Raw genomic sequence first — 19,347 nt, 5'->3', positions numbered from 1 at the left:
ACACTTTAGGTCTGATGCGCCACCGGAACCCCGAGTTCCGGCCTGACCTGCGCAGAGACATTCGACTCGGGCTTTTCGGGAAGGTGCTCGAACCGCCTCCGACAAGGCAGATCGGCCTATTCATGTGTGCTGTCCGAGCTGCTTCGGCGACCCCGCCCGCGGCCGGTTCCGGCCATCGGGGGAGCGGGGTTCCGGCCGCCCTCCGCGCACACGAGCCGCGCATACGACAGGAGGGCCGGGGCGCTGGGCCCCGACCCTCCTTCGTCTGCTCCGGATACCGCTGCCTACGGCTACATGTACTCGGGCGACTCCACGCCGAGCAGCTCCAGCCCCTGGACCAGCACGCGCAGTGCCACGGAGACCAGCGCCAGCCGCGACTCGCGCTCGGCCTCGGTCCCGGCGGTCAGCACCGGGCAGTGCTCGTAGAACGCCGTGAGGTTCTGCGCCAGCTCGAACAGGTACGTGGACAGGCGGTGCGGCTGGAGGTGGTCGCCGACCTGCTCCACCACCGCGCCGAAGCCCAGCAGCTTGAGCGCGAGGTCGCGCTCGGCGCCCTCGGCCACGCTGATCCGCCCGTCGAACGCCTGCGGGTCCACCCCGCCCTTGCGGAAGATGGAGCGGATCCGGGCCTGCGCGTACTGCAGGTACGGGCCCGTGTTGCCGGTCAGCGCCAGCATGCGGTCGAAGTCGAACACGTACTCGGTGTCGTGCGAGACCGACAGGTCCGCGTACTTCACCGCGCCGATGCCGACCTTGTAGGCGATCTCCGCCTGCTGCTCGGCGTCGAGGTCGGGGCGGTTCTGCGCGACCACGGCCGCTGCCCGCTCGATCGCCTCGTCCAGCAGCTGCATGAGCCGGACCGGCTGGCCGCTGCGGGTACGCAGGATCTTGCCGTCCGGGCCCAACACGTTGCCGATCTGCACGTGCGTGGTCTCGACGCTGTCCGGCAGCCAGCCGGCCTTGCGGGCGGTGGCCCACACCATCTTGAAGTGCATGGCCTGCGGGGCGCCGACCACGTACAGGACGCGGTCGGCCTTGAGGTCGTCCACCCGGTAGCGCACGGTCGCCAGGTCCGTGGTGGCGTAGCCGTAGCCGCCGTCACTCTTGCGGATGATCAGCGGCACCGGCTTGTCCTCGCGGCCGGTGAAGCCCTCCAGGAACACGCACAGCGCGCCGTCGCTGACCTCGGCGATGCCCTTGGCCTCGAGCTCGTCGCAGACGTCGGCGAGCACCGCGTTGTAGCTGCTCTCCCCGGCGAGGTCGTCGTCGGTGAGGGTGACGCCGAGCTTGGTGTAGACCTTGTTGAAGTAGACCTTGGAAAGACCCACCAGCTTGCGCCACAGGCGCAGTGTCTCCCCGTCGCCGCCCTGGAGGGCGACCACCCGGCGGCGCGCGCGGGCGGCGAACTCGTCCTCGCCCTCGCCGGAGGAGTCGAACTTGGTCCGGGCCGCCTGGTAGAAGGCGTTGGGGTCGGTGGTGAGCAGGTCGGCGTCGGCGGACTCCTCACCGACCTCCAGCAGGTGCTCGATGAGCATGCCGAAGGGGGTGCCCCAGTCACCGATGTGGTTCTGTCGGATGACGTTGTGGCCCAGGAACTCCAGGGTCCGCGCCAGGGAGTCGCCGACCACGGTGGTGCGCAGGTGCCCGACGTGCATCTCCTTGGCCACGTTGGGCGCGGAGTAGTCGAGCGGGATGTTCAGGCGCTCCTGGAGCGGCACACCCACGCGGGGGTCGTCGAGGAGCTGACGGGTCTGCTCGGCGATCCAGTCCTCGCGGAGCGTGAGGTTGATGAAGCCCGGCCCGCTGACCTCGACGTCGCGGCAGACGTCGGACACGTCGAGGTGCTCCATGATCGCCGCGGAGACCTCGCGGGGCTTTCGGCCCAGGCGCTTGGCGAGCGCGAGTGCGGCGTTCGCCTGGTAGTCAGCGAACTGGGACGGGCGGATGACGGGGTCGGTGTCGGCGTACTCGGGGCCGAAGGCGGCGCCGAGAGCGGACTGGACCCGTCGCGAGAGTACTTCCTGCGGGTCGGCCATACCCCTAAGCCTACCGACCGGGCATGCCCTTCCCGACAGCTGGCAAACAGGTCACACGGTCCCTGTGGAGCGCGGGGGACGCCGGATACGCTCCCCGCATGAACCACCGGACGAGTGAACCCAATGACCCGAAGAACGAGCCGCGGGGCGGGCTGTGGGACCCGGCGGCCCCGGGCGTGCTGCGCCTGCCCTCGGGGCGGCTGGTCCGCGGCCGGGGCCTGGGCTACCCGCTCCCGGCGGGGCCGCACCCGGAGTTCGGGCTGTACCTGCTGGACCACGCGCCGCCGACCCTCAGCTGGACCAACCACTGGGTGCCCTGGGAGGACTTCGGGCTGCCCACCGATGACGCGCAGGCTCTGGCGCGCTTCCGGGAGGCACTGGAACGGGCGGGCCGGGAACGGGTGGAGCTGGCCTGCCTGGGCGGGCGGGGCAGGACCGGGACCGCCCTGTCCTGCCTGGCGGTGCTCGACGGGGTCCCGCCGGAGGAGGCGGTGGCCTACGTGCGCGAACACTACTCCCCGCACGCGGTGGAGACCCCGGAACAGGAGGCCTACGTGCGGCGCTTCGAGCCCTGACAGATGACTCGGCGCACGGGTCAGCGGTCCTCGGTGCGCCGGTGCAGCCAGTGGGGGGAGCGGTGCGGCACCCGGCGGCGGATCTGTTCTCCTATCCGACCGCCCGACAGGTCGTGGGCGAGCTGGCAGGCGTGCGCGACGCCCTCGGGATGGCTGTCGCCGTGGGCGATGACCACCGTGCCGTTGAGGCCCAGCAGGGCCGCACCACCGTAGGTCTCGCTGTCGAAGCGCTCCCGGAGCTTGCGCAGGGCGCCGCGCTGGAGCATCGCCCCCGCCTTGGCCATGGTGGAGGAGGTGAGCGCCTCCTTCACGGCGTTCAGGGTGAAGGCTGCGGTCCCCTCGATGGTCTTGAGCGCCACGTTGCCGCTGTGGCCGTCGGTGACCACCACGTCGACCTTCCCCCGGAAAAGGTCGTGGCCCTCGATGTTGCCGCGGAAGTCCATGGTCTCCGAGCCCTCCGCCAGGGCGGCCAGCATCTCGCTGGCCCTGCGGACGAGCTTGTTGCCCTTGCCCGGCTCCGAACCGATGTTGAGCACGCCCACGCGGGGCCGTTCGACCCCGAAGGCGGTCTGCGAGTAGGCGCAGCCCAGGTGCGCGAACTGGACCAGCATCTCCGGCTTGGCGTCGGCGTTGGCCCCCGCGTCCACCATGATCGTCGGCACCGGTTCGGTGGGAAGGGTCACCGCCAGAGCCGGGCGCAGTACACCCGGCTGGGTGCGCAGCCGCACCGTGGAGGTGGCCACGATCCCGCCGGTGGAGCCCGCGGACACCAGGGCGTGCGCGTCGCCCCGGCGGATCAGCCGGCAGGCCACCGCGGCGCTGGAGCGGGGCCGCCGCCAGCTGGCCAGCGCCCCCTCGTGCATCGCGATGTCGTCCTCGGCGTGCACCACCGGGATGTCGCGCAGGGCGCCCTCCTCGGCGAGCATGGCGGCGATCTCGGTCCGCCGCCCCACGAGCAGGACCCGCAGGCCCAGGTCGCGCACGGCCATGACGGCGCCGCGCACGATCTCGCGGGGCGCGTTGTCTCCGCCCATGGCGTCCACCGCGATGATCGGCGGTGGCGTACGCGGGACCGGGGAGTCCGCGTCGGTTGTGCCAGTCACAGCTTCCTCACACGGTCGGTTGGTGTTCGGCGGGCGGGTAGTGTGTGCCGTTCGCGCAGCTCGGTACGGGTCGGTGCCACGGGTGCCAGCACGGTTTCGCGGCAGGGGTGAGCACGCCCTCAGGGGCTGTGCGGGTGGTGTGGTGACACGCTATCGGGTCGTCCTCGCTCCGCCTGCGGACGGCACCTTCGCGCACCCATGCGAGGATACTTCCAGTATGTCCAGGTCAGGGCTGGATATTGCGCAGAGTGGGTACAAATCCCCTAGTCGGGGTATATCCGCTCGCTGGCTCGGTCACTGGCAACACTCCGAGCACAGCTGATAACCGAATTTCATCCCACGGTGGTCTCCCCGGTACCCGTATGCCGGAACCACCGGTTCAGGGCTGCCCTCCTTCACCATGGAGGGCCCCTGTTCAACCGCAGGAGAGGAGAGGCGTGAGCGTTACGCCAGACGTGGCACAGTCCCCGTCCGCCGGACGTCGGTTTCGTGCCTACACGACGAAACACCTTGACGAGCTCACGGCGCGAGCCGGTCTCGCCGCCGACGAGCAGCTCGCGGTCAAGGCGGTCGCCAATGTGCTTCCGTTCCGCGTCAACAGCTACGTCATCGACGAGCTGATCGACTGGGATGCCGCTCCGGACGATCCGATCTACCGCCTCGTCTTCCCGCAGGCCGACATGCTGCCGCAGGACGACGTCGCCAGGATCGCCGACCTGATCAGCTCGGGCGCCGGTCGCAAGGAGCTCAACGAGGCCGCCAACCAGGTCCGGGCCAAGCTCAACCCGCACCCGGCCGGCCAGATGGACCTCAACGTGCCCACCACGGGCAACGAGGAGCCCATCCCGGGGATCCAGCACAAGTACAAGGAGACGGTGCTCTTCTTCCCGAAGCAGGGGCAGACGTGTCACGCGTACTGCACCTACTGCTTCCGCTGGGCGCAGTTCGTCGGCGACGCCGACCTGAAGTTCGCGTCCGGTGAGATCGACCAGATGGTCGAGTACGTGCGCTCGCACCCCGAGGTCACCAGTGTCCTGTTCACCGGTGGCGACCCGATGATCATGGGTGAGGGGGTCATCTCCCGCTACATCGAGCCGCTGCTGGAGATCGAGCACCTCGAGGCGATCCGGATCGGGACCAAGGCGCTGGCCTACTGGCCGCAGCGCTTCACCACCGACCCGGACGCGGACGACACGCTCCGCCTGTTCGAGAAGGTCGTGGCTTCGGGCAAGAACCTCGCGTTCATGGCCCACTTCTCGCACCCCAACGAGATGAAGCCCGAGCTCGTGCAGGAGGCCGTGCGCCGGATCCGCGCCACGGGGGCGGTCATCCGCACCCAGGCCCCGCTGATCCGCACGATCAACGACGACTCGGCCACGTGGGAGGACATGTGGCGGACGCACCTGCGCCACGGCATGGTGCCCTACTACATGTTCGTCGAGCGTGACACCGGCCCGCAGGACTACTTCGCGGTGCCGCTGGCCGAGGCGTACGACATCTTCCGCGGTGCCTACACGAAGGTCTCGGGCCTGGCCCGGACCGTGCGCGGCCCGTCGATGTCGGCGACCCCGGGCAAGGTGTGCGTGGACGGTGTGACGGAGGTCTTGGGAGAGAAGGTCTTCGTCCTGCACTTCATCCAGGCGCGCGACCCGGAGCTGGTCGGCAAGCCCTTCTTCGCCAAGTACGACGAGAAGGCCGCCTGGTTGTTCGACCTCAAGCCCGCCCTCGGCGCCACTCACTTCCCGTGGGAGCAGGCCCCGGTCGGCACCAACGGCCTGGTCGACCCCACCCGCCTCTAGCGCGCTGGCGGGGTAGCCGAACAGTCAGGCCGCGAAGGCGGTAGTGAGGCTGTGCGGCGGTAGCACACGGAGCCCGGCACCTGGTAGGTGCCGGGCTCCGTTCGTGTCCGCGCCGTGGACGGAAACACAGCCGCCACGGGACGGGGTCGACCGCGCGGCTGACGGCGCGGACACGTTTCCTGGGCTGGTCTGCCGGTGGGGGAAGAGGTGCCCAGGGCGGGGGATTCCGGGGAGGGTCTGGGGTGTGGGATCCGTGGTCCGGATCCCGGGGTGTCGGATCCGGGGGAGCCGGGTCAGTCGATGAGTGCGTCGAACTCGCCGGTCTTGGCGCCTCGGACGAACGCCCTGATCTCCGCGGGCGTGTAGACCAGTGCGGGGCCCTCGGGGTCCCGGGAGTTGCGGACGGCGATGTCGCCGCCGGGGAGCTCCGCTACCTCCACGCAGTTCCCGTCCGGGTTACTCCAACTGCTCTTGGTCCATACGACCTTCAACCGGTCCGCGGGGACGCCGTTGTAGATCGGGTGCATCCTCAACCTCCTGGAACATCGGGGACTCGTGAGCGGGGTGTCCACAGCGGCTCCGGTACGCCGTGCTCGTAGGGTCGGACCACCCTGACCGCCGTCCGCCCTGTCCCAGGACGGACGGGCTTTCGGGGGCAGTCCGTTCGTCCCCGTGCGAGCCCAAAGCGTAGTACATGCACGTGCATACGTGATTGCATCGGTAAGTGCCTCTACGTCACCTGGGGTCGGGGCGATGGTGGAACCGCATGTCACGCCTAACGTGCCGGATCCCTCGATGGTTCGGTGTTCCAGGATCGTTGCCCACTCGTGGCCGAAGGCGGACATGAGAATGACCCCGCGGGTACGCAGGGCGTTCGCGGGGCCGCTCAGGGTATGCGGTGGGGGCGTGGTCCGGGCCTGACCGAACCGGGGGGATCGTGTGTGGGGGCGGAGTGGGGTGGGGCGTGCCGCAGGGTGTGCTCAGCCGCCGTAGTGCTTGCGGAAGCGCTCGAGGATCTCCGTGGTGGCGCTCGGCAGCGGCGCCTGGGTGGCGAGGTGGTCCATCGTCTGCGCGTAGCGGCTCGTGTCGTCGTACTTGTCGAAGTACAGCGCGCTGTTCAGCTGCTCCAGGTAGACCACGTCGGGCAGCTGGGGCGTGGGGAACCGCAGGATGCTGAAGGGGCCGCCCGCGGCCGGGTGGCCGCCCATGGCGAACGTCGCGATCTGGATCGTGATGTTGGGCCGGCGCGACATCTCCAGAAGGTACTCGATCTGCTCACGCATCACTTCGGCGTCCCCGTAGGGGCGGTGCAGGACCGCCTCGTCGATAACCGCCCACAGGCGCGGCGGCTCACTCCCGGGCCGGGTGAAACGCCGTTGCCGATGCATGCGCATGTTCACACGACTGGTCACGTCCTCCTCGGAGGTCGCGGTGCGGGAGAGCTGGATGACCGAGCGGGCGTACCCCTCGGTTTGGAGCAGGCCGGGTACGAACTGCACCTCGAAGGTCCGGATCACCGCCGCGGCCTCCTCCAGGCCCACGTAGACGCCGAACCACTGCGGCAGCACGTCACCGTACTTGTGCCACCACCCCTGGGCGTTGGCGCTGGAGATCATCCCGACCAGCGCCTCGCGCTGCTCAGGCTCCTCCACGCCGTACAGTTTCAGCAGGTCGTCCACGTCGCGGTGTTTGAAACTGACCTGGCCGAGCTCCATTCGGCTGATCTTGGCGTGGGAGGCGCGGATCGCGTATCCGGCGTCCTCCCGGGAAATGCCCTTCTCCTGGCGCAGGCGCCGCAGCTGGGTGCCGAGCAGAATGCGCAGCACGGTGGGACCACCACTGGAATTGGCCAGAAAATCCTGTGTGACCTGGTGGTTCGGCATTGGGTCGGCTGCCACTTCGCCTCCCTGGGAGTGGTTTTGGCGCGAGCGACCGCTCAGTATACCGATGTCGCTGTTCCGCGGCAGAGGGCGGATCGCGGATTTTCGGTCCCTCGCGAGTGACATGTCGGGAAACTCCGGAGATCGGGTCCGAATTCTTCGCCAGGGGGCCTACCGAAAGGTACACGGCGTCCTATAGTCTTGCGCGAAAGTCGATCTGCACGTGCATCTGTGGCTTGCGTATGTAAGGAACACGTGCGTGGGGCAGGGCGCGGCGGACGCCAAACGCGCGAACCGACATCACCCGTGAGGACCGTGATGAACGCAGAGCTGATGCCCTCGGAGCTGGACACCGGGGCATCCTGGGACCGCCCTTCCCGTGTGCGGGCCCCGGAAAGGACACGGTGCGGGTGGTGGAACCCGTCGCTCGGCCGGCTCGGGATCGGCGAGAGCGCGCGTACCCCCGGCGCCGCGGCCGCCGCCTACGGGGCGGTGCCGGACTCGGTCCGGTCGGCGCGTGAGTTCGGTGTCGCGAGCCTGTCCGCCTGGGGCATGCCGGATGTGGCGGAGAACCTGCGGCTGATCATCTCCGAACTGGTCGGGAACGCCTGCAGGCACGCGGTCGCCGACGACCTCCCCGCGTTGACCCGGGTCGCTCTCCAGCTCAGGCCGCTGCCCGAGCACGACGCCGTGGTGTGCATGGTCGCCGACCCCAGCCCGCACGGCCCGGTGCAGGTCGACGCACACCATTTCGCTGAGTCCGGACGCGGGCTCGGGCTGATCTCGGCCTTCAGCCGTGAATGGGGCTGGAACCCCCTGGAGGGGAACGGAAAGGTCGTCTGGGCGATGTGCGGTTCTGATCTGTTCTGACAGCGGCCCGTGCCCCGCAGAGAACGGACAGCACCAGTGCTTCGGGAGAGTGGTGCCGCCTGGCAAGCCGAGTAGGCTGTCAATGCATGTCGGTATTTGACCGGCGGCGGTAAGAAACCACCGGCCCCGAACACGGGAGTAAGGCGTGGCCGTACTGGATCCGGACCAGGAGCGCTTCCGGTGCGACGGCGTGTCCGTCGTGTACCTGAAGGGCGAGATCGACATCGCCACCGCCGAGGGCGTGTACGCCAGCCTGGCTTCGGCCGTGGTCGAGAACTGTACGGTCGTCGACCTGACCGCGGTGGACTTCATCGACGCTTCGGGGGTCAACGCCCTGGTGGGCGCGCTCCGGGTCGCCGCCGGAGTCCAGCACCACCTCCTGGTCGCGAGCCCGCCTCGGCAGCTGTGCCGGATCCTGGACGTCCTCGACCTGCACGGGTTACTACCCACCCACGCCGACGCCGAGACGGCCCGCGCCAGTCACACCGCCCACGCGATGCACTGAGCCGCCTGGGCCCACACACCACCGGGGGCCGCGCGCTCCGCGAACGCGAACGGGGCGTGCCGTCCGGGGTTCGACTCCCGCACAGCACGCCCCGCTCACCGAGGGAACGTGCCCCGACCTACTCCACGGTCACGCTCTTGGCGAGGTTGCGGGGCTGGTCGACGTCATTGCCCTTGGCCAGGGCCAGCTCGCACGCGAACACCTGCATGGGGATCGTCGAGACGATCGGCTGCAGCAGGGTCGGCACCGCCGGGATCTCGATGAGCACGTCCGAGTACGGGCGCACCGACTCGTCGCCCTCCTCGGCGATCACGATGGTGCGGGCGCCGCGGGCGCGCACCTCCTGGATGTTCGACACGATCTTGTCGTGCAGCACGCTGCGCCCCTTGGGCGAGGGCACCACGACGACCACCGGCAGACCGTCCTCGATCAGCGCGATCGGTCCGTGCTTGAGCTCACCGGCGGCGAACGCCTCGGCGTGCATGTACGCCAGCTCCTTGAGCTTGAGCGCACCCTCCATCGCCACCGGGTAACCCACGTGGCGGCCGAGGAACAGCACGGTGTCGGCGTCGGCCAGCGAGCGGGCCAGCTCCCGGACCGGCTCCACCGTGTCCAGGACCTTCTCGATCTGCTCGGGCATGGTGGCCAGCTGCGCGATCACGGCGTTGATCTCGTCGCCGAACTTCATCCCGCGCACCTGGGCCAGGTACAGGCCGATCAGGTAGCAGGCGGCCAGCTGGGTGAGGAAGGTCTTGGTGGCGGCCACCCCGACCTCCGGGCCGGCGTGCGTGTACAGCACGCCGTCGGACTCACGCGGGATGGTGGACCCGTTGACGTTGCAGATCGCCAGCACACGGGCGCGCTGCTCGCGGGCGTAGCGGACCGCCATCAGGGTGTCCATGCTCTCGCCGGACTGGGAGATGGCGATGACCAGGGTCTGCTGGTCCAGGATCGGGTCGCGGTAGCGGAACTCGCTGGCGACCTCCACCTCGCAGGGGATCCGGCACCAGTGCTCGATCGCGTACTTGGCGATCAGGCCCGCGTGGTAGGACGTGCCGCACGCGATGATCACGATCTTCTCGACCGACCGCAGCTCGGCGGGGGTCAGCCGCATCTCGTCCAGGGTGAGCTGGCCGTCGACGGAGACCCGGCCCAGGAGGGTGTCGGCGACAGCCTTGGGCTGCTCGACGATCTCCTTGAGCATGAAGTAGTCGAAGCCGTCCTTCTCCGCGGCGGAGGCGTCCCAGTCGACGTGGTACTCGTGCACGTCCACGGGGTTGCCGTCGTAGTCGGTGACGACCACGGAGTCGGCGCGCAGCTCCACGACCTGGTCCTGACCCAGCTCGACCGCCTCGCGGGTGTGGGCGATGAACGCCGCCACGTCGCTGGCCAGGAAGTTCTCGCCCTCGCCGCGGCCGACGACCAGCGGGGAGTTGCGGCGGGCCGCGACGACCAGCTCGGGGTCGTCGTTGGAGATGGCGACCAGCGTGAAGGCACCCTCAAGGCGCTTGCACACGGAGCGCATGGCCCCGGGGAGGTCACCGTCGCCGCGCCGCTCCAGCTCCTTGTTGAGCAGGTGGGAGGCGACCTCGGTGTCGGTCTCGGACAGGAACTTGCAGCCCTGCTCCTCCAGCTCCAGGCGGAGGGAGGCGAAGTTCTCGATGATGCCGTTGTGGACGATCGCCACCCGGTTGTCGTTGTCGACGTGGGGGTGGGCGTTCACGTCGTTGGGTGCACCGTGCGTGGCCCAACGGGTGTGGCCGATCCCCGCACCATCACCCTCGATGGGGCGCTCTTCCAGGGCCTGGCGCAGGTTGGCGAGCTTGCCCGCCCGCTTCTCGGAGCGCAGGGTTCCCTCACCCAGCACCGCGACACCCGCGGAGTCATATCCGCGGTACTCCAACCTTGCGAGGCCGTCCACGACAACCTCAAGCGCCGGTTGCGGCCCGACGTAGCCAACGATTCCGCACATGGCCGCCAGCGTAAGCGAAAAGATGTCCGGAATCGACCAACCAGTGGTGCATACCACTGGTCGTTTTCGCAGGTAACGGTATAGACCATTTGGTGTATTGGAGGTAGACCACGCAGGTGGGAGGGGTGGACCGGTCTCTGAGTGGAACCAGTCCTGGCCGTCCGAAGCCGGCCAAAAAACCTTTCGCGTCGGCGGGGTGAACGTGTGGTTTCGGGCACGTTCCAGTCCCAGGTCGGACAAGGGGGGACCGGCTGCCCGGAGTGGGGGCGCGGCTCGTCTAGTGTGGTCAACCGTGTCTCACGTGACGAAGAACGGCTTCTCCTCGCCGTACGTGGAACTGGACCGCGCGGCCTGGGCCGCCCTCCGGTCCTCCACGCCCCTGTCCTTGACCGAGGCCGACCTCAGTGACCTGCGGGGTACCAACGACCCCACCTCCCTAGAGGAGGTGCGCGACATCTACCTGCCCCTGTCCCGGCTGCTCAACCTGCACGTGGGCGCCACCCAGCAGCGCCACGCCGCGGTGCGCGCCTTCCTCGGCGAGTCCGACCGGCCCTCGCCGTTCATCATCGGTGTGGCGGGCAGCGTCGCCGTGGGCAAGTCCACCACGGCCCGCCTGCTGCGCTCCCTGCTCGCCCAGTGGCCCAACCACCCGGACGTCGAGCTGGTCAGTACGGACAACTTCCTCTACCCGAACGCGGTGCTCCAGTCCCGCGGCCTCATGCGCCGCAAGGGATTCCCGGAGAGCTACGACCGTCGCGCGCTCGTCCGCTTCGTCTCCGAGATGAAGGCCGGGGCGGACCGCCTGGACATCCCGGTCTACTCCCACCTGCACTACGACGTCGTCCCCGGCGAACGCCAGACCGTGCACCGCCCGGACATCCTCATCGTCGAGGGCATCAACGTCCTCCAGCCCGCCACCGCCGGGCGCCTGGCCGTCGCCGACTTCTTCGACTACTCCATCTACGTCGACGCCAAGGTCGAGAACATCCGCAACTGGTACCTCGACCGCTTCCGCGAACTCCGCCGCACCGCCTTCTCCGACCCCCGCTCCTACTTCCACCACATGGCGACCACCATCGAGGAGAACGACGCCCTGGAGTTCGCCGCCAACACCTGGCGCACCATCAACGAGGTCAACCTGGTGGAGAACATCCGCCCCACCCGCGGCCGCGCCACCCTGGTCCTCTTCAAGGGCGACGACCACCGGGTCAGCCGCGTCCGCCTCCGCAAGACCTGACCGATCCCGCTTCCGCGAGCGGGGCCGCGATCGGGGCGGGGATCGGAGCCGGCTCCGGGATCGGGGCCGGGCCCGCCGCTCCCCGGGCCGCGTGTCGTGGGGGTGGAGACTGCCGAGCCCCCGGTGGTGGAGTCGCCCAGGGCAGTGCGGGCGGGCCCCGTGGGGGCACGGGCGGGCCTCCCCCGGGCGAGAGCAGGCAGGGCGGGTGGGGCAGGCCGTGTGTGTGGGGCCGGTTTTCAGTGTGGGGGCGTGACACCCGAAACCCCTGTATCCCCGATGATCTTGCTACCAGGAGCAAGTTCGGCGCCGATTTCGCTTCTGGTAGCAAGATCATCTTTGAAACAGGAGCCGAAACCGGGCTCGGGGGCCTGGGGTCGCGGTTGTCGTTCCCAGGCAAGCGTGACCGGCCGCGACACGGCCAGGCGTTGCGCGCGGAGCGGTGGAGGGCACCGGCCGAAGCCCTCGACGACGAGCCACTGGTTCGGGAAGCGCCCGCGATCGTCGGCCGTCTCACGCCCAGTGCACTGTCGCACTCCGAGGCCGACCGGCCCGGCGAAGCATCATGACCGGGCGCCGGGAACACGCGGCACCCGCTGGTGACCCGGTCCCGTCCCTCATGGCGATCACGGAACGCGTCGCGGCCGCCCCGAGCGGTCCCCTCAGCAGGTTCGGCGCTCTCTCGTGCCCGACCTCGCCCGCGGGTTCGTGCTCCTGTTCATCGCCTTGTCGAACGTGTCCTGGTACCTCTACGGAGCGCCCACCTCCTCGGTCGCCGCTCACCGCACCGACGCGGAGGGGCTCGACGCCCTCTGGCAGACCCGGCCCGGCCGAGTCGCTGCTGCGTAAGGTCACCGGGAGGGGCAGGACCGGTACACGGGCACCGCGTGCCATCTGACGGCCCCGGGTCTCTCCCACCGCTGATCCTCGGGGCCCGGTGGAGAATGTTCCATCGCTGGGCTGCCCTTCGGGTAGGGTCGCAGATTCGGCACCACCGCCCTCCAGGGGCGTGGTGCGCGCTCATGGATCGGAACGAACCGGGCCTTCCAGGCGACCGGGGCGGGACCGCGCGCACGAGTGGAGCCTCTCCCTGTCCCGCCGAACCAGAGATCCTCCCATGACCACGATCGATCCCGCACCCCTGCCCGCCGACCCCGAACTCCTCGCCGAACGCGAAGCCCTGCATGCGGCTCGAACGGCACTGCGCCGTATGCGCGAGGAGGTCGACGCCACCGAGCTGCTCTTCGGCGACGCCGCCAAGGACAAGGTCACCGACGCCGCCCTGCGCCGCGGTCGCGAACGCCGCCTGGCCGCCCTGGCGGACATTCCCAGCGCACCCCTGTACTTCGGGCGCCTGGACTTCGATCCCGGCACCGTCTTCCTGGAGGACGACGCGGGAGCCGAGGAACACAGCCGGACAGACGACGGTCCGGACCGCATCAACATCGGCCGCCGCCACGTGCACGACGGCCGGGGCAAACCCATGGTCCTGGACTGGCGCGCGCCGATCAGCGTCGCCTACTACCAGGCCTCACCGAGTGACCGCATGAAGGTTCGGGTCCGCCGCCGGTACGGGTTCGGGACGGTCGCCGGACCCGACGGGGAGCCCGAGTCCGTCCTCACCGCCTTCGAGGACGAGGACCTGATGATCGGCGAGGACTCTCCGGAGGCCCCGCTGGGCAGTGAACTCCTCAACGCCGAGATCGAACGCCCGCGTACGGGACCCATGCGCGACATCGTCGCCACCATCCAGCCCGAACAGGACGCCCTGGTCCGTGCTCCGCTGGAGACCACCCTGTGCGTGCAGGGCGCGCCCGGCACCGGAAAGACCGCGGTCGGCCTGCACCGCATCGCCTTCCTGCTCTACAGCGAACGCGAACGCCTCTCGCGTTCGGGTGTGGCCATCATCGGACCCAACCGGTCCTTCCTGTCCTACATCCAGGACGTGCTCCCCGCCCTGGGCGAGGTGGACGTCCACCAGACCACCGTCCACGAACTCCTCACCCGGGACCTGCCCGAACGCATGCGCCCCGCGCAGGGGTGGGTGCGCCGGATGGAGACCCCTGAGGCCGCGCGGACCAAGGGTTCCGCGGTGATGGCCGAGGTGCTCCGCCGTGACCTGTGGGCTCACCTGCGCACCCCGGAGGAGACCGTGATGGTCCGCCGGGGCTCACGCCGCTGGCGCCTGTACCCGGAGGACGTGCGGCCCCTCCTGGAAGAGCTCGCCGACCGCGGTGTCGCCTACGGTTCCGGCCGGGAACTGCTCTCGCACCGGATGGCGCACGCCATCCTCAGCCTGATGGAGGCCGAGGGCGAGGTCTGCGACGACCGCACCCACACCCAGGTCCGCCGGGACCCGGCGGTGCGCGCCGCGGTCACCGCCCTGTGGCCCAAGGTCGAACCGCTCAAGCTGGTGCTCGGGCTGCTCACCGACCCCGAACGCCTGGCCCGCGCCGCGGAGGGGCTGCTCACCCCCGAGGAGCAGACGTCACTGCTACTGCCGGGCAAACCGCGCGGCCCCAAGTCGGCGAAGTGGTCCGAGGAGGACCTGGCCCTGGTGGACGAGGCGGCGGCGCTGATCGAACGCCCCTCCGGGTTGGGCCACGTGGTTCTCGACGAGGCCCAGGACCTGAGCCCGATGCAGTGCCGGGCGGTCGGACGGCGCGCGGGATCGGGCTCGCTCACGGTACTCGGCGACATCGCCCAGGGCACGAGCCCGTCGGCGGCCCGCAACTGGTCGACGCTGCTGGAGCACCTGGGCAAGCCCACCGGCCACCTGCATGTCCTGAACCGCGGTTACCGGGTCCCGGCGCAGATCATCGACTTCGCCGCCCGCCTGCTGCCCACCATCGCCCCGGGTCTGGGCGCCCCCGTCGCGGTCCGCCGCTCCCCGGGCGCGCTCCAGCTGGTTTCGGCCGCCGAGGACATAGCCCCGGCCCTGGCCGAGGCCTGCCGGGCCGCGCTCAAGGGCGAGGGCTCGGTGGGTCTGATCGCCGCCGACCATGAGCTTCCCGCCCTGCGCACGGCCCTGGCCGCCGAGGGCGTGGACGCCCCGCTGCTTGGTGAGACCGGCATGGACAGCGCTCGCCTGGTGGCGGTCCCGGCCAGCCTCGCCAAGGGTCTGGAATTCGACTCCGTGGTGGTGGCCGAGCCCGCCGCCATCGTCGAGGCCGAGGAACGCGGCAGCAACCGCCTCTACGTGGTCCTCACCCGAGCGGTGAGTTCGCTGCACGTCGTCCACACCCGCCCGCTGCCCGCCGAACTCACCTGAGCCTGGACCTCGTGCCATTGAGCCTTGAGAGCTCGCGGCGCGAAGGTCAGACGGCAGTTCGGGTGGCTGACGAGATTTGGGAGATTCGTTGGTGGGAGATGCCCAGGAGCAGGGCGGCGTCCCGCTGGCTGGCTCCAGCGTCCGACAGGGCCGAGACGGCTCTACCGAGGGCCTCTCGTTCTCGTTCGACGGCCTGAGCCTTGGCTTCCCTGGCCTCGCGTGCCTCGGAGAGCTGATCCTCCACGCCTTGTACGTGGAGTGAGATGACGCGAGTCGGCTAGGGAGGTAGACAATTGCTGCCCTTCTGTAGACGAGGCCGGATGCTTCCTCGGTCCTGGGGGTTCGGGCCGTTTGCGGACAAGACTGGTGAAACCCCGGGGCGGCCTCCCACGTCGGACTTGGTGCGGACGGACACGCACGAAGGGGGAGCAGCATGAGGGGAGTCGTCCTCGACGATCTGAGGGGCCCGGTCGGGACCGGGGACGCCGGGTTCGATCAGCGGGTGCGGGGGGTCCTCGAACGCGGTGCGGCCGAGGAACTGGGCGCCCTGCACGAGGAGGCCGTGGCGCGGTTCGGGGCCGACCATCCCGACGCTCTGGTGATCCGGGTTCACCTGGCCCTGCAACAGGAGGCCCAGGACGACCCGGCCGGGGCCGCCATCGCGCTGAGCGGCACCGCCGGGCAGCTCTCGGACAGCGTCGGGCCGCTGCACCCGCACATGCTGGCGCTGCAGGCGGAGATCGCACGTCTGTGGGGCGAGTCCGACCTCACCGACCTGGCCGCCGACAGCTACGGGCGGCTGGCGGAGATGGTCGAGCAGGCCAGGGGCGCCGACGATCCGGGGGCGTTGGCCGCCTACGAGCGGTTCGCGTGGTGGACCGGCAAGACCGGTCGGAGCGCGGAGACCGTCGAGGCCTACACCGAACTCCTCTCCCGGCAGCGCCGGGCACTGGGCCCCAACCACGGGGACGTCCTGGAGACCCGCACCGAACTGATCCGCTGGCACGCCGAAGCGGGAGACCCCACCGGGGCGGCACGGGCCTGCGCGGACCAGGTCGCCGCACGGGTCCGGGTCCACGGGCCCGAACACCCCGACACCCTGGCCGCCCGAGTCCAGCTGGTGCGCTGGCGGGCGGAGGCGGGGGACGAGGCCGGGGCGGCTCGGGCCTGCGCCGCACTGCTCGAGGCCCGGGAACTGGTCCAGCCCCCGCACCACCGCGAGGTGCTCAACACCCGACGCCTGCTCGCCCACCACCGAACCGAGGCCGGGGACCTGCTCGCCGCCGAACACGACTACGAGGCGCTCCTGCCCGACCTGGAGCGCTACCTGTCCGCCGACCACCGCCTCACCCTGCGGGCCCGGGTCGGCCGCGCGCACCTGCTGTTCCTGCTGGGCGAGACCGACACCGCCAGGGTGGAGATGGAAGGGGCGATCGAGGACCTGGAGCGGGTACTGGGCGCCGACCACGAGACCACCGTGGACGCGCGTTTCCTGATCGCCGCGACCCGGGTCACCGTCGGCGACCTGGACGGGGCGGTCGCCGAGGCCGAGGACCTGCTGCCCGAGCTGCGCCGCCGCCACGGGGACGACCACCACACGACCCTGTTCGCCCGCGCGCACGTCCTGGAGGCGCGGGGCGACAGTGCGGCGATCGCGGTCTACGAGAGGCTGTGCGAGCTCTGGACCCGGGTGCTCGGCCCCACCCATCCCAACGTGCTGCTGGTGCGGCTGCGCCTGGCCACCGAGGGCGACCTCGAGGGGGAGGAGGGTCGGCGGCACCTGACCGGGCTCTTCGAGGAGTTCCGCTGGGCGCTGGGGCCGACCCACGGGCTGACCGTCATGTTCCGGGCCCTGCTCATCACCCTGCGCTCGGACGAGGCCACCGCCCTGGCCGAACTCGGCGAGCTGTACCGCACGTGCGTGTCGACCCTGGGCACCGAAGCCCTGGGTACCCGTGCCGCCTTGGAGGCCTACAGCGAGTGGCGCGGGTTCGTACTGGGTGATGAGGAGCGCCGCTCAGCGTGAGAATCGGAGCGGACCCGCGAACCCCGAAATCCCGGGTGCCCGGCCCCCGGGACCCGAACCCCCGAACGCCGGATCCCCGAGCGCCGGGCCCCCGGGTTCCGGAACCCCGGAGGCCCAAGCATCGTGCCCTGCCTCCCCGCCCCTCGGACGCGGCTCAGCCAGCCGAGTGCGTGGCGGAGAAGGACCGGTGGCGGCGCTTCCACTGGCCGGGCACCAGGCCCACGGCCAGCAGCCACAGCGCCACGGTGACCAGGTGGAAGCGTTCGGCCAGACCGAGCGCGACCCCGGGCGAGCCGTCACCGGAGGCGGCGTACACCATGCCGGCCAGCACCAGGACGATCACCGTGGCCACCGCCTGGGCCGCGGTGATCAGGGCCAGTACCGGCCAGGCGCGCTCCCCGGCCTCGTACCGGTCCCAGGTCAGCGCGGCGCAGGCCAGCAGCGCTGACAGGGCGGCCACCACCGCGAGGACCGGCTGCGCGACCGTCGCGCCCTGGACCCCCTCCACCATCGACTCCACCGTGCACGCGGCGTCCGTGGAGACCACGCAGCGGCCGGGCAGCAGGGAGGCGGCGAGCGAGGCGGCACCGAACACCGCCATGGACCACCAGGAGAAGGTCAGCCGACGGCGGGGGCGCCTGGCCCCCAGGGTCAGGCCCAGCCCGGCGGCCACCACCACCAGGATCGCGGCGGTCCGGTGTGCGCTGTCCAGGAACTGGCCGAAGGGGGACTGGGGGTCGGCGAGGGCTCCGGTGGGCGTGCCGGGGCCGACGGGCAGGATGATCTCCAGGGTCCACAGGCTGTAGACGAGGGCGGCGACAACGGCGGCCACCCGGCCGTCCCGGTAGTCCCAGTGCAGTTTCGCGGTGTTTGAGTTAGGCATCGCGCCCCCAGTCTCCGCTGATGACTCGGCTATGTCTCTCGGACGCACCGACGCGCCCGCACGTTCCGTCCGCACCGGAACACCGGATGTTCGGAGCACTGGTCGTTTCCGGGAAACCGCTCGTTCTGGGACCCTACGTCAGCCAACTCGCGGCGGCACTGTTATCCACGGGTGTGTGTTCGCGCGGCATCATCGTGGAACACCACGGGAGACCGGCCGACAGGTCCGGCTACCGCGCGGAAATCGACGACCGGAAGGGCGCACGTGATGAACGGCGCAGCCACGACACGATGGGTGGTCGTGGGGGTGGACGGCACCGACTCCAGCAGGCACGCCCTGGAGTGGTCCGCGCACCAGGCCACGCTGCGCGGCCTCGGGGTGCGGATCGTCGCCGCGGCCAGCCCGCTGGCCACGGAGAGCTTCGGGGCCTGGGGCGGGGCGGAGGAACGCTCGGACGACAGCCCCGGGGCGGGGGCCCGGAGGCTCCTGGACCACGCCCGTGACTGGACGGTCCGCCTGTTCCCCGAGCTCGCTGTCCAGACCCGGCTGTCCTTCGACCGCCCAGCGGAGGCGCTCATCACCGAGGCGGGCTCGTCCGGCACCGTCGCCGTGGTGGTGGGCTCGCGCGGACTGAGCGGGATCGCCGCCGCCTTCGTGGGGTCGGTCGGTATCGAACTGGCCGCCCGTGCCCCGGTGCCGGTGATCGTGCTGCCCAGGGACCACGCCTCAGCGCACGGGGTCCGCAGCCGGGTGATCGTGGGGGTGGACGGTTCCGAACCCAGCCGCCGCGCCCTGGAGTTCGCCTTCTCCCAGGCCGAGTTCGCCGACACCGACCTGGTCGCGGTGAGCGCCTGGCAGCCCCTGGTGGCCTTCGCGGCGGCCACCGGCCCGATCCCGCCGGAGCTGTTCGACGACGCCACCGCCGCCGAGGCCGCCCGCCACGCCCTGGATGAGGAGCTCACCGACCTGCGCCTGCTCCGCCCCAACGTCCGCGTGCACACGAGGGTGGTGCGCGCGCACCCGGTGGTCGCGCTCTTGGAGGAGGCCACCTCCGCCGACCTCATCGTGGTGGGCTCACGCGGCCGCGGCGGCTTCCGCGGCCTGCTGCTGGGGTCGGTGAGCCACTCGGTCCTGCACGGCGCGCGCGGCCCGGTCGCCATACTTCGCTGAGCCCTGCTGTCTGAACCCCAGCC

General features: G+C 70.4%; 15 protein-coding genes. 9 read left to right on the top strand and 6 right to left on the bottom strand.

Annotation, left to right across the window (positions count from 1 at the left end; translation table 11 throughout):
* Nucleotides 1-290: 290 nt before the first annotated feature.
* On the bottom strand, nucleotides 291-2,036 hold the full coding sequence (gene argS / locus NE857_RS30395; RefSeq protein WP_254418713.1) for an arginine--tRNA ligase: 1,746 nt from the start codon (nucleotides 2,034-2,036) through the stop codon (nucleotides 291-293).
* Between the two features lie 98 nt (nucleotides 2,037-2,134).
* On the opposite strand from argS, the gene NE857_RS30390 reads away from it, so the two are divergent.
* Nucleotides 2,135-2,611, top strand: a complete 477-nt coding sequence (locus NE857_RS30390; protein ID WP_184366407.1) for a protein-tyrosine phosphatase family protein — start codon at nucleotides 2,135-2,137, stop codon at nucleotides 2,609-2,611.
* A gap of 20 nt (nucleotides 2,612-2,631) precedes the next feature.
* Here the strand turns inward: NE857_RS30390 and plsX are convergent, their stop codons facing one another.
* Complete coding sequence (plsX, locus tag NE857_RS30385; protein WP_184366406.1) at nucleotides 2,632-3,714, bottom strand: phosphate acyltransferase PlsX; 1,083 nt, start codon at nucleotides 3,712-3,714, stop codon at nucleotides 2,632-2,634.
* Between the two features lie 455 nt (nucleotides 3,715-4,169).
* Between plsX and NE857_RS30380 the strand changes: the two genes are divergently transcribed.
* Nucleotides 4,170-5,513 carry a KamA family radical SAM protein gene (locus NE857_RS30380; RefSeq protein ID WP_184372410.1) on the top strand — a complete coding sequence of 448 codons (1,344 nt, stop codon included), beginning with the start codon at nucleotides 4,170-4,172 and terminating at the stop codon, nucleotides 5,511-5,513.
* A gap of 293 nt (nucleotides 5,514-5,806) precedes the next feature.
* On the opposite strand, the gene NE857_RS30375 is transcribed toward NE857_RS30380, so the two are convergent.
* A complete protein-coding gene (locus NE857_RS30375) occupies nucleotides 5,807-6,040 on the bottom strand; it encodes a DUF397 domain-containing protein (RefSeq protein ID WP_017582685.1) in 234 nt (77 codons plus the stop codon).
* A 453-nt stretch (nucleotides 6,041-6,493) separates the two neighbouring features.
* Complete coding sequence (locus tag NE857_RS30370) at nucleotides 6,494-7,396, bottom strand: Sco1979 family transcriptional regulator (RefSeq protein ID WP_254422153.1); 903 nt, start codon at nucleotides 7,394-7,396, stop codon at nucleotides 6,494-6,496.
* A 315-nt stretch (nucleotides 7,397-7,711) separates the two neighbouring features.
* Between NE857_RS30370 and NE857_RS30365 the strand changes: the two genes are divergently transcribed.
* Nucleotides 7,712-8,263, top strand: a complete 552-nt coding sequence (locus NE857_RS30365) for an ATP-binding protein (protein ID WP_254418712.1) — start codon at nucleotides 7,712-7,714, stop codon at nucleotides 8,261-8,263.
* A gap of 145 nt (nucleotides 8,264-8,408) precedes the next feature.
* Complete coding sequence (locus NE857_RS30360; RefSeq protein ID WP_254418711.1) at nucleotides 8,409-8,768, top strand: STAS domain-containing protein; 360 nt, start codon at nucleotides 8,409-8,411, stop codon at nucleotides 8,766-8,768.
* A 118-nt stretch (nucleotides 8,769-8,886) separates the two neighbouring features.
* Here the strand turns inward: NE857_RS30360 and glmS are convergent, their stop codons facing one another.
* A complete protein-coding gene (gene glmS / locus NE857_RS30355) occupies nucleotides 8,887-10,740 on the bottom strand; it encodes a glutamine--fructose-6-phosphate transaminase (isomerizing) (RefSeq protein WP_083926823.1) in 1,854 nt (617 codons plus the stop codon).
* A gap of 331 nt (nucleotides 10,741-11,071) precedes the next feature.
* On the opposite strand from glmS, the gene coaA reads away from it, so the two are divergent.
* The 4 genes from coaA (at nucleotide 11,072) to NE857_RS30335 (ending at nucleotide 17,271) form a co-directional block, all read left to right on the top strand.
* A complete protein-coding gene (gene coaA / locus NE857_RS30350) occupies nucleotides 11,072-11,977 on the top strand; it encodes a type I pantothenate kinase (RefSeq protein WP_254422152.1) in 906 nt (301 codons plus the stop codon).
* Nucleotides 11,978-12,658: 681 nt separating this feature from the next.
* Nucleotides 12,659-12,823, top strand: a complete 165-nt coding sequence (locus NE857_RS30345) for a hypothetical protein (RefSeq protein ID WP_254418710.1) — start codon at nucleotides 12,659-12,661, stop codon at nucleotides 12,821-12,823.
* 268 nt (nucleotides 12,824-13,091) lie between these two features.
* Nucleotides 13,092-15,245, top strand: a complete 2,154-nt coding sequence (locus NE857_RS30340) for a HelD family protein (RefSeq protein ID WP_254418709.1) — start codon at nucleotides 13,092-13,094, stop codon at nucleotides 15,243-15,245.
* 433 nt (nucleotides 15,246-15,678) lie between these two features.
* On the top strand, nucleotides 15,679-17,271 hold the full coding sequence (locus NE857_RS30335) for a tetratricopeptide repeat-containing protein (RefSeq protein ID WP_254418708.1): 1,593 nt from the start codon (nucleotides 15,679-15,681) through the stop codon (nucleotides 17,269-17,271).
* Between the two features lie 154 nt (nucleotides 17,272-17,425).
* Here NE857_RS30335 and NE857_RS30330 read toward each other — a convergent pair whose 3' ends face one another.
* The gene (locus NE857_RS30330; RefSeq protein ID WP_254418707.1) at nucleotides 17,426-18,154 is read right to left on the bottom strand and encodes a DUF998 domain-containing protein; all 729 of its coding nucleotides are present in this window, start codon (nucleotides 18,152-18,154) and stop codon (nucleotides 17,426-17,428) included.
* Between the two features lie 267 nt (nucleotides 18,155-18,421).
* Here NE857_RS30330 and NE857_RS30325 point away from each other — a divergent pair, with 267 nt between their 5' ends.
* Complete coding sequence (locus tag NE857_RS30325) at nucleotides 18,422-19,324, top strand: universal stress protein (protein ID WP_254418706.1); 903 nt, start codon at nucleotides 18,422-18,424, stop codon at nucleotides 19,322-19,324.
* Nucleotides 19,325-19,347 lie beyond the last annotated feature (23 nt).

The sequence above is a fragment of the Nocardiopsis exhalans genome (genome assembly GCF_024134545.1).
GTDB classification, from domain to species: domain Bacteria; phylum Actinomycetota; class Actinomycetes; order Streptosporangiales; family Streptosporangiaceae; genus Nocardiopsis; species Nocardiopsis exhalans.
This window is presented reverse-complemented; position numbering and strand designations above follow the sequence as displayed.